A 12,813-nucleotide genomic window follows, 5' to 3' on the forward strand; every position below is an offset into this window, starting at 1 on the left:
TCCCCGGGGTCTTGGCTGGCAGGGCGCGGCGACGCGCACGGGTGTTACCGCGCGCGGGCCGGCTTCCTTGCGGTCGGTTTCAGGTTCATGAGGTTGCCGGCCAGAATCATGGCCGCGCCGAGCACCGTGTAGACATCGAGCCTTTCGGCATAGATCAGCCAGCCGGCGATCGCCGTCAGCGGCACGCGGACGAAATCCATCGGGATCACGACCGTCGCGTCGGCGTGGAGCAGGGCGCGTGCCATGCAATAGTGCGAGAAGGTGCCGCAGAATGCGATCACGGCAAGCCAGCCCCAGGTCGAGAGCGGCGGCCACGTCCAGACGTAGAGCGCAGGCCCGATGCTCGCGAGCGATTGCACCACCAGCATCCAGAACATGATCGTCAGCGTCTGCTCGGTCCGCGTCAGCGACTTGACCACGGCGACCGAGATGCCGAAGCCGACTGCCGCGGCAAGCGCGATCAGCTGGCCCGGATTGAGCGCGCCGGCCGCCGGCCGCACGATCACGAACACGCCGACCAGGCCAAGCACGATCGCGACGATCTTCCACGCCGTCATCCGCTCGCCGAGAAAGCTCGCCGCGAGGATCGCGGTCCAGATCGGCATCGTGAACTCGATCGCGACCACCTGGCCGATCGGGATCAATGTCAGCGCAAAGAACCAGCCGAGCTGCGCGCAGAAATGGATCAGGTTGCGCGCGATATGGACGTGCACCCGTGCCGTCTTCACGATCGCAAACCCGCCATTGATGTGGATCAGCGGATAGAGCATCGCGAAGCCGAGCACGCCGCGAACGGCCATCAGCTGGAAGACGTTGACCTCGCGCGTCGCCTCGCGGCCGGCCACAGCCACGATCAGCATCAGCGCGAGCCAGCCGGACATCCACAAGGCTGCGCGGGTCTTCGAGGGCGTGCGATCCATGACGGGGAACGAGCGGAGGAGGGGTGCCCGGTATCGGTGAGCTGCCATGAATTTGCAACGCGCAATTCTGCCTGCGCGGTGATGCGTCACCCGCGTAATCTCTGCTAAGCAGATCGGGAAATCAAAATCAGGAGGATCTGCTCATGCGTGTCTTGCAACCGGCCGAATGGTCGAAACCCCGCGGCTTCTCGCACGGTGTCGCGTTCGACGCGCCCGGCAGGTGGATCGTGCTGGCGGGGCAGACCGGCGGCGATGAGAAGGGCGACTATCAGCCCGAGATGGCCGCGCAGGTTGGCACGGCGCTGAAGCGCATCGTCAAGCTCCTGAACGAAGCCGGCGCCGGTCCAGAGCACATCGTCCGCCTGACCTGGTACCTGACCAGCCGCAGCGAATACGAGGCCGCGGGCGCCGGCATTGGCGCCGCATGGAAGGAGACGCTCGGGCGCAATTTCCCGCCGTCCACGCTGCTCTATATCGACGGGCTGGTCGATCAGCGCGCCAAGGTCGAGATCGAGGTCACGGCGTTCGTACCTGCGGCATAGCACCGCTGGGAAGCATGCGAGCCATTGCGGCACAGGCGGAAAAAAGCCCTCGGGGATGACCGAGGGTTGTTCTCGTCGAGATCTGATTGATTACTTCGACAGCGTGATGTTGGCGCCGCGGAATTGATTGTCGGCCCTGATCGTCACCGACTGTCGGTTGCCGCTGGTGCGCATCGCGATGTCGGCGTTGAAGCCGGGCGCGCTGGCAACAACCTGGAAGTTGCCGCCGCCGCCGCGGCCCTGCAGGGTGCCGTTGATGTTGCGGCTCGTTTCGGTCCACGACCCGCTGACCGCGCTGCCTTGGGCTTGCACGTCGGCGCCCAGGTTGAACTTGTAGGAGTCGCTTGCGCAGACGAGGTTCATGGTCATCCTGGGCCCCCCAACTTGATAGGTCGCGCGGCAGCGAATCCGCTCGTTGGAACCGTCGTCCAGCGAGACCGAGCCGCCGCCCGACCAGGTGCCCGCCATGCCTGCGAACGGGCCGGACTGGGCATGGCCGGCGGTGCTCGCAAACGCAGTCACGAAAAGCGCGGCGGCCGCAAATGCAGGCCGCCGCGCGATCGCGAAAAACCTTGATGTGATGGTGATCTTACTGACGGGATGCTTCCCATCGGCCGCTGCACGGTACGCCAGCTGATGCCCCATTCCACTTCCCCGATCCGGAGTTGCCACTGAGTTGTCCGTTCGCATATGCACCATTGATCGAGACCCGCACAAGTCCCCCGCTGCCGACGGTGCCGGAGATTGCCGCACCTTGTGCCGAGATCTTTCCTTCAGCGACGGTCACGGTCGAGCTCTGCGACGGTTCGCAGCTGCCGGTCTTGGTGACGACGGTGACGTTCCAAAGGCCGTCATAAGGCTGCTGAGCGGAGGCGGGAGCAGCGGTGAGGGCGGCGGCCGAGGCGACCGAGGTGACCAAAATCAGGTCGCGAATGCGGATCGAACGCATGAATCAAATCCCTGTCATTTCGTGTGATGACGCGGCTTATCCTGTCACAATGTGTTCAAAATTTGCTGCGTCGCGGGAGTCCCCAAATGTTCCTGTGAACTCAAACACATCATGGTGAATTCGGTTCCGTATCAGGAACGGAAAATCCGAGCATGGCTTTTCCGAACGAGGTATTATTATACTCCGGCTCGGGTTAGTGTTTGCCAGGGCTCAGATTCGGCGCCTTGGTCGCAAACTGCTCATCCTGGACCTTGGCCGGCAGCGAGCCGTTGACCTTGCCATAGTCGATGACTTGGGCGAGCAGACGCAAGCCGAGCGGCGCCAGCGCGCGCTCCCACAGCTCGCGGGCGGTCTCGCCTTTCTTGACGAACACCCAGTCCTGCGCGGCGATCGCGCCGGCGTCCATGCGGTCGGCGAGGTGATAGATGCTGCCGCCGGCGATCGGATCGCCTTCCTTGATGGTCCATTCCACCGCCGCGATGCCGCGGTGGCGCGGCAACAGCGACGGGTGGTAGCCGATGCCGCCGAGCCTGGACGCGGCAAGCGCCTCCCTGCTGACCCGGGCGTGGCTGTGGGCGGTCACGATCAGGTCGGTGTCCGGCGCGATCTCGGCGGCCGTCACCAGCTTGGGATCGGCCTGGACAACGACCTCGATGCCGGCCGCTCTGGCCGCCGCCGCCAGCCGGTCCTCGCCGTCATGGACGACCACCCTGACCAGCGTGACGTGGTGTTCGCGCAGCATGTTCAGGGTCGTCACGCCGAAATGGCGGGAACCGACAAGGGTAATGCGCATGGGAATCTATTCCGTAGGGTTTACTCGGGGGTTTACTCGGGGATTGCTCGGGCCGCCGCTATGCCGATAGCACACCGCGGCCGCCTGTTTCGCTGTCTTGCCGCTTATCAACAGGACGGCCGGGTGGCAAATGTCAGGCCGCCGGCTGCTTGCTGGCCAAAACCTTGTCGATGCGCCGGCCGTCGAGGTCGACGATCTCGAATTCCCAGCCCTGCGCGGTGGTTTTCGCGCCGACATCGGGGATCGCGCCGAATTCATGCAGCAGGAAGCCGGCCGCGGTCTGGTACGGCCGCGGCGATGGCAGCGCGATGCCGAGCAGTTCGCTGAATTCCAGCGCCGGCATCCAGCCCGAGATCAGATAGGAGCCGTCGTCGCGCCGGACATAGGCGGGCTCGGCCGGACCTTCCTCGGTGTGGAAGGCGCCGACGATGGCCTCGAGGATGTCGGCGCTGGTGACGACGCCCTGGAAGGTGCCGTACTCGTCGTGGACGAGGCCGATATGCACTCTGGAGTCGCGCAGGATCGCGACCACGTCGCGCGCGTCGACGGTCTCTGGAATGATCGGCGCATCGCGCGTGAGCGCGCGGATGTCGGGCGTCTGGCCAGCGAGGTAGACGTCGAGCACGTCCTTGGCCTGCACGATGCCGAGCGCATGATCGCGGTTGCCGTCGAACACCACGCAGCGCGAGTGACTGCTCTTCTGCAGCGTCGCCAGGATCTCGGCTGCGGGGGCGGCGAGGTCGATCAGGCTGACCTCGTGGCGCGGCGTCATCACGGCGCCGACCGGAAGATCGCCAAGCCGCATCACGCCGGCGATCATCTCCTTTTCGCCGGGCTCGAGCACACCGGCGTTCTCGGCCTCCACCACCAGTGTTTTGATCTCGTCCTCGCTGACGCGGTCCTGCGCATCCTCGCGATGGCCGAGCACCCACAGCAGCAGCTTGCCGGAACGGTCGAGCAGCCACACCAGCGGCAGCGACAGCCGCGCCATCATGGTCATGGCCGGAGCGACCTTGACCGCGACCGACTCGGGATCGCGCAATGCGATCTGCTTCGGCACCAGCTCGCCGACGATCAGCGAGGCATAGGTGATCACGCCGACGACGAGGCCGACGCCGACCGCGTCGGCGATGCCTGCGGATACGCCGAGTTCAAGCAGCCATTGGGTCAGACGCTGGCCAAGCGTTGCGCCGGAGAAGGCGCCCGACAGCACGCCGATCAGCGTGATGCCGATCTGCACCGTGGAGAGGAACTTGCCGGGATCGGAGGCCAGTGCAAGGGCGCGGCGCGAACCGCTGACGCCTCGTTCGACCAGCGCCGCAAGGCGCGCCGGACGCGAGGAGACGATCGCGAGCTCCGACATCGACAACAGACCGTTGACGACGATCAAGACCGCCACGATCGCAAGTTCCAGATATAACACGGGAGTCCCTAAACATTGGCGGCGTTGGCCGCTGCACGACGCCCAATATAGGCATACCGCAGCGGTTTTGCTGTGCCTTGTCGGGCGTTTCTGCACAAGCAGAGGGTGCGTATGGCCAGCATGCAGCAGGAGATCGCGGCATTTTGGCGCGCTGGCATCATGTCCTAGGCGAGGATCCGCAGCGCCGGCTTGGCGAATGTCCTGCCCGACGAGGCGGGCGGCACCAGCATTCGTTTGGAGGCGGCTTGCAGTTGCACGCGCAAATCGGCGTTGCATTGCTTCATCTGGTTGCGCAATTCGCGGCGGGAGAAGGCGGTGAGCGAGGGGTCCGCGAGTTGCTGCCAGGCCCTGCGCAGCCATTCCTGCAGTTCGCGAATGTTCTGATCCAGAACCTTCTGATCAAACACGTCGGGTTGGGTCATGCCGCCAAATCCCACGAAGCGATCAGTTGCAAACTAACGCTGATTCGCGTCGCTTCACCTAGCGCTATGTTGCGCAGGCATGTTTGCGGCGGGGGAGATTGGAGGCGGCAGGCACGTTCGTGCCCGCATCAGCGGGCGTCGTGGGGTCCGGTGCGCAGCAAATCCAGCGCGACCGGCAGCGCGAGGAACAGCGCTGCCAGCATGGAGAGATGACGCGTCTGCGCGGCGGTCAGGCCGAGATCGTATTGGGCGAGATATGCCAGCATGATCGCGATGTAGGCGGCGACGCAGATTGTGACGGCGATGCTTCCGAAATCGGTCTTGCTGTCGGTCTTATCGTCCATGGCGGCACCACGTCGTTGCCGGAGCGGTGTAGCGTGGGTCGACTTCACCACCTATGAGTTGGATCACGGGCGAGGGATTGCGCCGGCCAAGTGGCTTCGCGCGTCACGACAGGAAAAACTGGCGGAGGCAAACGTCGCGACCAGCATTCCGCACCGACGTGGCTGCGACGCCCTTGAAAGTCTTGCGGCGACCTAACCTGCCGGCAGCAGGAGCCTAGCGAGGCAGGCTGCCGTGCGATTGGCTTCCACCGGGAAGCTTGACCGGAATGTGGGGCGAGGTGCTCACCACGCGGGGACTTCCGTCGGAATGGGTCTGGCCGTTAAGCAATGTCTCGAGCAACAGGATGAATTTCTCGGCAAGCATGGGCGTAGCCCTCGTCGTCTAATGTCCTTATGTCGCGGCGCTCGGCGGAAAATTCGATCAACAAAATGCGAGTCGGACCGGCATTGTGATGTTGCAGCGCGGAGACTTCCCGGTGCAATCCGGGAGACTACCGGCACCCGCGTGCTGCCGGCGCGTCGATGGTTGCCAGGTTGCTAACGATTGGCGACGCTGCACGTGATGGCGCTCACCGTTCCTTCAAGGATGCACGTTAACGATAGGGGTATGGATCGTGATCAGGACATCGACGAGGGATTCGGATCGGCGCTGCGCCGCAGCTACGGGCGGCTGGCCTGGTGGATCGTACGACTTAACCGCGTGCTCGAACCGTCGCGTGCGGCCGAACCACCGCGCACCCAATTGCCGCCGCGGCCAGCCGTTCCGCCACGGCGGCCGCACCCGCCGCGCCCCGAATAGACCCCACCGTAATACCGGCTTCCACTGTATCGGCCGCGCGGCCGGACTGCTATTCATGCGCCATCCGCGGACCCCTCCGGTCCGCCGTTTTTGACGATGCGGCCGCGCGGCCGCGCAAGCGACGAAGGACGAACGCGATGATTGAGACGGTTGGCATTATCGGCGCCGGGACCATGGGCAACGGCATCGCGCAGATCTGCGCGGCGGCAGGCCTCGGCGTGACCATGGTGGATATCTCCGACGCGGCGGTCCAGCGCGGCCTGAAAACGGTCGGGAGCAGTCTCGATCGGCTTGTCGCCAAGGAAAAGATGACCGCGGCCGACCGCGACGCGACGCTCGGGCGCATCAACGCGACCACCGACAAGGCCAAGCTCGCCGCCTGCGATCTCGTGATCGAAGCCGCGACCGAGAACGAGGAGCTGAAGATCAAGATCCTGAAGGATCTCTGTGCGGGGCTGAAGCCGAGCGCGCTGGTCGCAACCAACACCTCGTCGATCTCGATCACTCGCCTTGCGGCCTCGACCGATCGTCCCGACCGCTTCATCGGGATGCATTTCTTCAATCCGGTGCCGGTGATGGCGCTGCTGGAATTGATCCGGGGCTTGCAGACCTCCGACGACACCGTCGCCAAGGCCGAAGCCTTCGCCAAGCGGGTCGGCAAGGTCGCGATCACGGCGAAGAACAGCCCCGGCTTTGCGGTGAACCGCATCCTGTGCCCGATGATCAACGAGGCGATCTTCGCGCTGCAGGAAGGCATTGCGACCGCCGAGGAGATCGATGCCGGCATGAAGCTCGGCTGCAATCATCCGATCGGCCCGCTCGCGCTTGCCGATCTGATCGGGCTCGACACGATGCTGTCGGTGATGGAGGTGTTCTACACCGGCTTCAACGACCCCAAATACCGGCCGGCGCCGCTGCTGAAGGAGATGGTCGATGCCGGCCATCTCGGCCGCAAGACCGGGCAGGGGTTCTACAGCTACAGCAAGTGAGGCCGGCGCGCGCCTGACCCCGTAATCATCCGGGATGGATCGCGCGGACAAGGTCGCGTATCGACAACACCTGATCCGCCACGAGGCGGGGGACATCAGAAACGAGGCCCGGTCTCCTAGGCACACCGGGCCTCGTTTTTTTGTGAGATACCGGGCTCAGTCGGCCGATGCGACCGGCGTGACGCTGGTTTCCTCGGGATCGGCGCCGAACAGGCCGACGAGATATTTGTAGTAGTCCGGCATCTTCTCCTTGAGCGTGGCGCGCGTATAGGGTTCGTGCTCGGAATCCTTGCCGGCCAGGAAGATGCTCGCCGTCACCGCGAAGAACTCCTGCTGGTTCTTCAACGCGTAGGCCTCCTTGGCGAACAGGTCCTTCGATTTGGCCTGGCTGAGGAAAGCCTTGATGCCCTTGTTCTCATAGCCGTTCGGCATCAGCCGGGCGTGATAGGCATGAAGGAATTCGTGCAGCAGCACCGGCTCCTTCGCGTAACGCATCATGTTCGGACGCATCCTGATGATGCCGATCCCGGAATCGAGCGCAAGCGCGAGCGGATCCGAATTGGTCCATTGCTGCTTGTCGTGATCCCAGATGGTGACGTCGCGCGTCGTGCCGCGGTCCCATTCCGGCGGCGTCAAGCCATAGCAGGCCGCCGCCGCGCCTTCGTCGAGACACGCCATCTCGCTCGCAACGATCGGCACGCGATGGAAGAACTGCAACACCTTCGGGCTGAAGCCCGCGGTTTCCACGGCGTCGAGCTGGCGGCGGACCATGTCGGCGATGCTGGTGACGTCCTTGCGGTCGGCGTTCTCGGAGAGATCGAAGACGTAGCCGCGATATTTCTCGACGCTGCCCGGTGCCGCCTCGGACGGCCCCGACATTCGTGGTCCGGCAACGGCCGGCCCGGCCGCAAGTGACAGGATCATTGAAGCAATGAGCGCGCTGCGCATGATTATCCCCCGTGCGACGAGCCCCTCCGGGTGTCGTCGTCCATTGAGCCGCGCGGGAGACTAGGGCAGCCGCCTTGCGGCGCGCTTAAGTCGCACATTTCAACCGCACATCCCCGATTAGGCGTCGGTTAACTACATGCGCTGGGCGGCCCGGCGGGCAGCAGGCCGGCGGGTCTGGAGGCCGTGAGGGCCATGACCGGTCAGCCGGTCCATGCCGCGACCGGGCTTTGAACCATCGTCACAGCTTCTTGAGGCGGTGCCCGGAAACCTCGCAGATCCTGCCGGCGTACCTAGATCAGCGGCTGGGTGCCGATGGAGCAAGGAAACACGATCATGCGCAGGACGAATTGGGCAATTCTGGCGTTCGCGGCGCTCGGAACGAGCTGGATTGTCGGTTCCGCGTCGCCTGCGGCGGCCGATCCCTATGATTATCCCTGGTGCATCCAGGGCCGGCAGGAGGGATATCCCGGCTATTGCGGCTACCAGACCTATCAGCAGTGCCAGGCATCCGCGTCGGGCCGCGACGCCTATTGCGGCATCAATCCGCGCGTTGCCTTCAGCCAGCAGCGGGTGGCGCCGCGGGCGTTCCGCTGAGCGGTGCGAGGAGGTCGGGCCAAGCGACCGTCGGGCACGATGGTTGCTTAGCTGACGGTCGGATCATCATTTCTGCCTTGGAGCGAATATGGGCGAGATCATCAGGTTCATCTCGAAGTCCGAACGCGAGCGTGCGCGCCTGATCCGCGAGGCGCGTGCGAATTATGAGCGCATCTTTCCATCGGCCGATCCGGCTGATGCGCAAGGCGCCGCAGACGAGGGTAGCGGCAGCGAGGCGTCGTCGAAGCCGTAGCGCTCGGTCATGCGCGCAAGGGGGCGGGCCCTGCGATGGGGAAACGGGTGTGGCAGCGGTTATGGAAAACTTGGACGATCGACAAGCCGGCCGCACTTGGCGATTGGCTGTGGCAGATCCTGGTCGTTGAGCTCGCCGCCTTGCTCGACCGGCTGACGTTACGGAAGCTGATCGCGCTGATCCCGGTTGCCATCGTGATCGGCGCCTACTGGCACCGGATTCCGCTTCCTCCCGAGCTGATGCTGGTTGGCGATGTGCTGGCCTATATCGACATCTTCTCGATGATCTTCCTGATCGGCTTCTTTACCCGCGTTGCGACGGTCGCGGCCGTCGTCAGGCAGGCCATCGATTTCGTTCGCGGCGCGATGGGGCATGTGCCGATGGCGCTGCACAGATTTGGCGCTCGTCATCGTCGTGCCAAGGACAGTCCGCGCCGCAGGCGGCTCACGCATGCCAAGACGGATGACGATGGCGCCGCCGGCATGGCAGGCCTGGCCCTAGTCCGACGCGGTGTGGCGGTGACGAGCGCGATCGCGGCGCCTATCGCGGCTGTCCGGCCTGCTGATCGCCGTCATCCGCCTGGAGCCCGGCCGGGCTGCGCGCGGAAGCGCCGTCCTGGCTCCGCCGATGCGAACTGGAGAGGTCGGTCGCGCCGTGCTGGGATCGATGAAACGCGATGCCCATCTGGAAACTCCAGACGCCGAACAGCAGCGCGCCTGCCACACAGGCCGCCACGAAAGCCCAATCGCGTTTCCTCATCGGTCCAACAAAGCCAATTCGATACCGCATCAACCGCGTGTGTTCTAAAGCCCGCGAAGCGAGACCGCCGCATTGTGAAACGATTGCTCGCGGTTGTCGATCCGCGCGGCTCACCCTCGCATCGATCACGGAGCGGTGACTATCAATTCATGCATCCAGAAACACTCCGACCAGATCGCCCGGCTCCCGCAACAAACTTGCCAAACTTTCACTAGGTCGCTGGCGCACTGAGTTCGAAACTACAGGACCCGATCGGACGATTCGCGAATGACCGAACTTGAGGAGCTCAGATATTTCGAGCATCAGTGCCTGGAGATGGCGGAGCAATCCACGCTGCCGGATGCCCGCCGCGCGCTCCAGATCCTGGCGCGCAACTACGCCGCTGCGGCCGAAATCGTCGAACGGCGCGCGCAATCCGCCAACACCGCGCTCGCGCAACTGTTTCGATGCTTGGGGCTTTGACCGGTTGAGGGCGTGACAAGGGCGCCGCGCGCCGGTCACGACGACCGATCCCGATGGCGCGGGTGCGGTCTGCCCTCAAAGCCGCTGGCTTCAGGACGCCTCGCTCGACCGTCGTCGGCATCGAAGTGCTTGAACACACCGGGCGACGCTGCCATCAGATTGCGCGATCTCGGCGGCATGGCGCCGTCGGCAGTCGGAAGGCGAGGTGCTGCGATGTTCTCGCTGACTTTTCTGGGAACGTCGGCAAGCGTGCCGTCTCCCGAGCGCAATCACCCGGGCATCCTCGTCGAGGCAGCCGGCAGTCGTATTCTGGTCGATTGCGGCGAGGGAACGCAGCGCCAGCTGCTGCGGAGTGGCGCCGGCTTTCGACGGCTTGATCGCCTGTTGCTGACCCACGGGCATTTCGATCATGTGCTCGGCATTCCCGGGCTGTTTTCGACCCTCCGGTTGCGGCAAAGTTCGGATGCGATGACGATTCATGCCGGACCCGGCACGCTCGATGTGGTCGTCCGCATGCTGGCCGGCCTTTGGGGCGAGGGCAGAGCGCCGATCCCGCTTGATCTTGTGCCGTTGAGCGAGGGGCGAGTCCTCGACGCCGGCGAATTCACCATCGATTGTTTTGCGGTCCGCCACCGGGATACGGACAGCTTCGCTTTCTCGTTTCAGAGCGCGATGCGCCGGCATCTCCTCCCGGACCGGCTCCTGGCGCTGCGCGTGCCCGATGGGCCCGTTCGGCGGGAGCTGGCGGAGGGACGGCAGGTGAAGTTGGACGACGGTCGCACCATCGATCCGGAGCAGGTGCTTGGCCCCGCCCAGGGACGAAGGAAGCTCGTCATCGTCGGTGATGCCGAAACCACCGCGGGGCTCGCCGAACACGTCGGGGACGCCGACCTGCTGGTGATCGAAGCGACGTTTCTCGAGCGTGACGCAGCCATCGCGCGCGACTACGGGCATTTGACGGCCAGCGAAGCCGCCGCGCTCGCGGCGCGGAGCGGGGTCAAGCAGCTCATGCTCACGCACATCTCCGGCCGCTACCCGGACGAGGACATTCTGGCGGAGGCGACGAGGATTTTCCCGAACAGCCGGATAGCCATCGACTTCGATCGCATCGCGATCTGAGTGGGCGCCGCCGCACGAACAACATTTCGTTAACCCGACTCACGCAACGTCGTCCCAGGCCGTCTGGATGGGCCGCTTGCAGAAGGCCGCCACGAGTGACTACGTGGCGGCCTTTTGCGTCCCACAGTGCCAAGGGAGACGACCGATGGACTACGGCGCCTTCACCGACGCCAGCCTGAAGATGATGTACGAAGCGGTCCGCGGCGCGCTCAAAGCCGACGACCAATTCGAGGCCAACGGCGAAGATCCAAGATTCCGCGTCCGTGCAACGCCCGAGTGGAAACGGCATGCCGGCAGCCTCGAAGCCGAGATGCTGAAGCGAGGGCTCCAGGTCGACATCATCGACTGGACAGGCGGTCAGGGCGAGCTGCCGTTGGCTTGACGGCTGAAGTGTTGCAGCGCTCCGAATGTTCGTTCCGAATTGTGCGCTGAACGGCGCGCTTGCGCCGTCATGCGTCGCGCTCCACCCCTCGGCGCGAGGGTGACCTTTCTGACGCGGGCGGCTTTCGATGTGCCTTGAGCTGTTCCCCGATCGTTCCCTCCCAACGGCGACGCTGGCCCGATCAGAACGTCCAGTGGCCAAAGCTGAATTCCGCAACAGCCTAATTTGCTCCGCTGATGCGCCGCGGTTTTGCCGCGCCTTGTTCGCCCTGCCCAACTCTGTTCATATACCTTACGAGGTAACACAGATGTCATCTGTTCGCGGTTTGTGTCGCCACCGATCGGGGTATTCGAGCTCGCTCTGCCTACGGCTCCGGCTTCAGGGCGTCCGTCAAGGCCTGCTTTATGTGTTCGGCCTGTTCCTTCGTCAGCTTCTCGGCGAAGTGCCCGTCTTTCTTCAACTGCGCTGGCCCCTTGAGCTCCCGATCATAAACCATCCAGTCGGTGCTTCCTCTCCGAACGACAAACCTTGACTGTAGGGGCGCTGCGTATCTCAACGATACCTCCCAATGAATCCAGCTGCTCGTCTCCAAAAGACACATCCGGCGACAGCTTGTTCCTGAACCGGGACACTGAAATTTCCTGCGCCACCTAAAGAGCAAGGCTCATGCCGGAATACGCGCGCCTCCGACCGGTCCGGAGAACCGCAGGCAGGCTCGACGCCGGCGACGCCGAACGTTATGACTGCGGCAGGGAGAGCAACGAGCCGTTGGCGTCCGAATGCGTCTGGTCCGAGCATTGGGATTGCAGTTCTGAGCATTCCTAAAAATTACGCCGCCAGGCCCGAAATGAGTTGTCCCGGCGGCGCCCTGTTCTTCCAGCCTCTGGGCCCTGAAATCCCCAGCGCCGAAAACCTACTAAAGATCACGCCGAACAACTGTGGCTTGGTTCACATAAAATTAAGAAGAGCCGGCGCCAGGGCCCGGGCCGGCTTCCAAACACCACGCGAGCGATGTCACTGCCGCGCGGAATGTTTTGCAGGCTGACCACTTGGCTCAAATGGTTTGAGCGGCCCGAGACATAGGTGACGTCCCGTACCGCACACATGGGTTACAC

Annotated in this window: 18 protein-coding genes; 8 read left to right on the forward strand and 10 right to left on the reverse strand. The window is 64.1% G+C overall.

Annotated features, from left to right (window positions below):
- Positions 1–44 precede the first annotated feature (44 nt).
- Positions 45–920, reverse strand: a complete 876-nt coding sequence (locus XI02_RS21815) for a DMT family transporter (RefSeq protein WP_172648006.1) — start codon at positions 918–920, stop codon at positions 45–47.
- 143 nt (positions 921–1,063) lie between these two features.
- Here XI02_RS21815 and XI02_RS21820 point away from each other — a divergent pair, with 143 nt between their 5' ends.
- Positions 1,064–1,462 carry a RidA family protein gene (locus XI02_RS21820; RefSeq protein WP_016846109.1) on the forward strand — a complete coding sequence of 133 codons (399 nt, stop codon included), beginning with the start codon at positions 1,064–1,066 and terminating at the stop codon, positions 1,460–1,462.
- Between the two features lie 90 nt (positions 1,463–1,552).
- On the opposite strand, the gene XI02_RS21825 is transcribed toward XI02_RS21820, so the two are convergent.
- The 7 genes from XI02_RS21825 to XI02_RS21855 all read right to left on the reverse strand — a co-directional run bounded on the left by XI02_RS21825 (position 1,553) and on the right by XI02_RS21855 (position 5,757).
- On the reverse strand, positions 1,553–2,107 hold the full coding sequence (locus XI02_RS21825) for a hypothetical protein (protein ID WP_018271569.1): 555 nt from the start codon (positions 2,105–2,107) through the stop codon (positions 1,553–1,555).
- Positions 2,052–2,411, reverse strand: coding sequence for a hypothetical protein (locus XI02_RS21830; RefSeq protein ID WP_016846110.1), 360 nt, complete (start codon positions 2,409–2,411; stop codon positions 2,052–2,054). The genes XI02_RS21825 and XI02_RS21830 overlap by 56 nt, the downstream gene beginning before the upstream one ends.
- Before the next feature lie 193 nt (positions 2,412–2,604).
- Entirely contained in the window at positions 2,605–3,204 is a 600-nt protein-coding gene (locus tag XI02_RS21835; RefSeq protein ID WP_018271570.1) for a formyltransferase family protein, read from the reverse strand.
- A gap of 133 nt (positions 3,205–3,337) precedes the next feature.
- Positions 3,338–4,627, reverse strand: coding sequence for a hemolysin family protein (locus XI02_RS21840; RefSeq protein WP_172648005.1), 1,290 nt, complete (start codon positions 4,625–4,627; stop codon positions 3,338–3,340).
- 164 nt (positions 4,628–4,791) lie between these two features.
- Positions 4,792–5,049 carry a hypothetical protein gene (locus XI02_RS21845; RefSeq protein ID WP_016846113.1) on the reverse strand — a complete coding sequence of 86 codons (258 nt, stop codon included), beginning with the start codon at positions 5,047–5,049 and terminating at the stop codon, positions 4,792–4,794.
- Positions 5,050–5,177: 128 nt separating this feature from the next.
- On the reverse strand, positions 5,178–5,393 hold the full coding sequence (locus XI02_RS21850; RefSeq protein WP_172648004.1) for a hypothetical protein: 216 nt from the start codon (positions 5,391–5,393) through the stop codon (positions 5,178–5,180).
- 214 nt (positions 5,394–5,607) lie between these two features.
- Complete coding sequence (locus tag XI02_RS21855) at positions 5,608–5,757, reverse strand: hypothetical protein (protein WP_172648003.1); 150 nt, start codon at positions 5,755–5,757, stop codon at positions 5,608–5,610.
- A 572-nt stretch (positions 5,758–6,329) separates the two neighbouring features.
- Here XI02_RS21855 and XI02_RS21860 point away from each other — a divergent pair.
- On the forward strand, positions 6,330–7,181 hold the full coding sequence (locus XI02_RS21860; protein WP_018271573.1) for a 3-hydroxybutyryl-CoA dehydrogenase: 852 nt from the start codon (positions 6,330–6,332) through the stop codon (positions 7,179–7,181).
- A 156-nt stretch (positions 7,182–7,337) separates the two neighbouring features.
- Here XI02_RS21860 and XI02_RS21865 read toward each other — a convergent pair whose 3' ends face one another.
- A complete protein-coding gene (locus XI02_RS21865) occupies positions 7,338–8,129 on the reverse strand; it encodes a hypothetical protein (RefSeq protein ID WP_172648002.1) in 792 nt (263 codons plus the stop codon).
- A 333-nt stretch (positions 8,130–8,462) separates the two neighbouring features.
- On the opposite strand from XI02_RS21865, the gene XI02_RS21870 reads away from it, so the two are divergent.
- The 6 genes from XI02_RS21870 (at position 8,463) to XI02_RS21895 (ending at position 11,698) form a co-directional block, all read left to right on the forward strand.
- Positions 8,463–8,723: a DUF3551 domain-containing protein gene (locus tag XI02_RS21870; protein WP_026192748.1), complete on the forward strand. Its 261-nt coding sequence runs from the start codon at positions 8,463–8,465 to the stop codon at positions 8,721–8,723.
- An 88-nt stretch (positions 8,724–8,811) separates the two neighbouring features.
- Positions 8,812–8,976 carry a hypothetical protein gene (locus tag XI02_RS21875; protein WP_016846117.1) on the forward strand — a complete coding sequence of 55 codons (165 nt, stop codon included), beginning with the start codon at positions 8,812–8,814 and terminating at the stop codon, positions 8,974–8,976.
- Between the two features lie 35 nt (positions 8,977–9,011).
- Positions 9,012–9,950, forward strand: a complete 939-nt coding sequence (locus tag XI02_RS21880; RefSeq protein ID WP_194483127.1) for a hypothetical protein — start codon at positions 9,012–9,014, stop codon at positions 9,948–9,950.
- Between the two features lie 52 nt (positions 9,951–10,002).
- Positions 10,003–10,197, forward strand: a complete 195-nt coding sequence (locus XI02_RS21885) for a hypothetical protein (RefSeq protein ID WP_018271578.1) — start codon at positions 10,003–10,005, stop codon at positions 10,195–10,197.
- A gap of 213 nt (positions 10,198–10,410) precedes the next feature.
- A complete protein-coding gene (locus tag XI02_RS21890; RefSeq protein ID WP_172648001.1) occupies positions 10,411–11,316 on the forward strand; it encodes a ribonuclease Z in 906 nt (301 codons plus the stop codon).
- 145 nt (positions 11,317–11,461) lie between these two features.
- Positions 11,462–11,698, forward strand: a complete 237-nt coding sequence (locus XI02_RS21895; protein ID WP_016846121.1) for a hypothetical protein — start codon at positions 11,462–11,464, stop codon at positions 11,696–11,698.
- A 364-nt stretch (positions 11,699–12,062) separates the two neighbouring features.
- Here the strand turns inward: XI02_RS21895 and XI02_RS46015 are convergent, their stop codons facing one another.
- Positions 12,063–12,194, reverse strand: coding sequence for a hypothetical protein (locus tag XI02_RS46015; RefSeq protein WP_256438746.1), 132 nt, complete (start codon positions 12,192–12,194; stop codon positions 12,063–12,065).
- Positions 12,195–12,813 lie beyond the last annotated feature (619 nt).

The sequence above is a fragment of the Bradyrhizobium sp. CCBAU 21365 genome, assembly GCF_015291305.1.
Taxonomy (GTDB): domain Bacteria; phylum Pseudomonadota; class Alphaproteobacteria; order Rhizobiales; family Xanthobacteraceae; genus Bradyrhizobium; species Bradyrhizobium elkanii.

Coding starts and splice junctions, on each gene's coding strand:
- XI02_RS21815 (WP_172648006.1), bottom strand. CDS start 920: ATGGATCGCACGCCCTCGAAGACCCGCGCAGCCTTGTGGATGTCCGGC.
- XI02_RS21820 (WP_016846109.1), top strand. CDS start 1,064: ATGCGTGTCTTGCAACCGGCCGAATGGTCGAAACCCCGCGGCTTCTCG.
- XI02_RS21825 (WP_018271569.1), bottom strand. CDS start 2,107: ATGGGGCATCAGCTGGCGTACCGTGCAGCGGCCGATGGGAAGCATCCC.
- XI02_RS21830 (WP_016846110.1), bottom strand. CDS start 2,411: ATGCGTTCGATCCGCATTCGCGACCTGATTTTGGTCACCTCGGTCGCC.
- XI02_RS21835 (WP_018271570.1), bottom strand. CDS start 3,204: ATGCGCATTACCCTTGTCGGTTCCCGCCATTTCGGCGTGACGACCCTG.
- XI02_RS21845 (WP_016846113.1), bottom strand. CDS start 5,049: ATGACCCAACCCGACGTGTTTGATCAGAAGGTTCTGGATCAGAACATT.
- XI02_RS21850 (WP_172648004.1), bottom strand. CDS start 5,393: ATGGACGATAAGACCGACAGCAAGACCGATTTCGGAAGCATCGCCGTC.
- XI02_RS21855 (WP_172648003.1), bottom strand. CDS start 5,757: ATGCTTGCCGAGAAATTCATCCTGTTGCTCGAGACATTGCTTAACGGC.
- XI02_RS21860 (WP_018271573.1), top strand. CDS start 6,330: ATGATTGAGACGGTTGGCATTATCGGCGCCGGGACCATGGGCAACGGC.
- XI02_RS21865 (WP_172648002.1), bottom strand. CDS start 8,129: ATGCGCAGCGCGCTCATTGCTTCAATGATCCTGTCACTTGCGGCCGGG.
- XI02_RS21870 (WP_026192748.1), top strand. CDS start 8,463: ATGCGCAGGACGAATTGGGCAATTCTGGCGTTCGCGGCGCTCGGAACG.
- XI02_RS21875 (WP_016846117.1), top strand. CDS start 8,812: ATGGGCGAGATCATCAGGTTCATCTCGAAGTCCGAACGCGAGCGTGCG.
- XI02_RS21880 (WP_194483127.1), top strand. CDS start 9,012: ATGGGGAAACGGGTGTGGCAGCGGTTATGGAAAACTTGGACGATCGAC.
- XI02_RS21885 (WP_018271578.1), top strand. CDS start 10,003: ATGACCGAACTTGAGGAGCTCAGATATTTCGAGCATCAGTGCCTGGAG.
- XI02_RS21890 (WP_172648001.1), top strand. CDS start 10,411: ATGTTCTCGCTGACTTTTCTGGGAACGTCGGCAAGCGTGCCGTCTCCC.
- XI02_RS21895 (WP_016846121.1), top strand. CDS start 11,462: ATGGACTACGGCGCCTTCACCGACGCCAGCCTGAAGATGATGTACGAA.
- XI02_RS46015 (WP_256438746.1), bottom strand. CDS start 12,194: ATGGTTTATGATCGGGAGCTCAAGGGGCCAGCGCAGTTGAAGAAAGAC.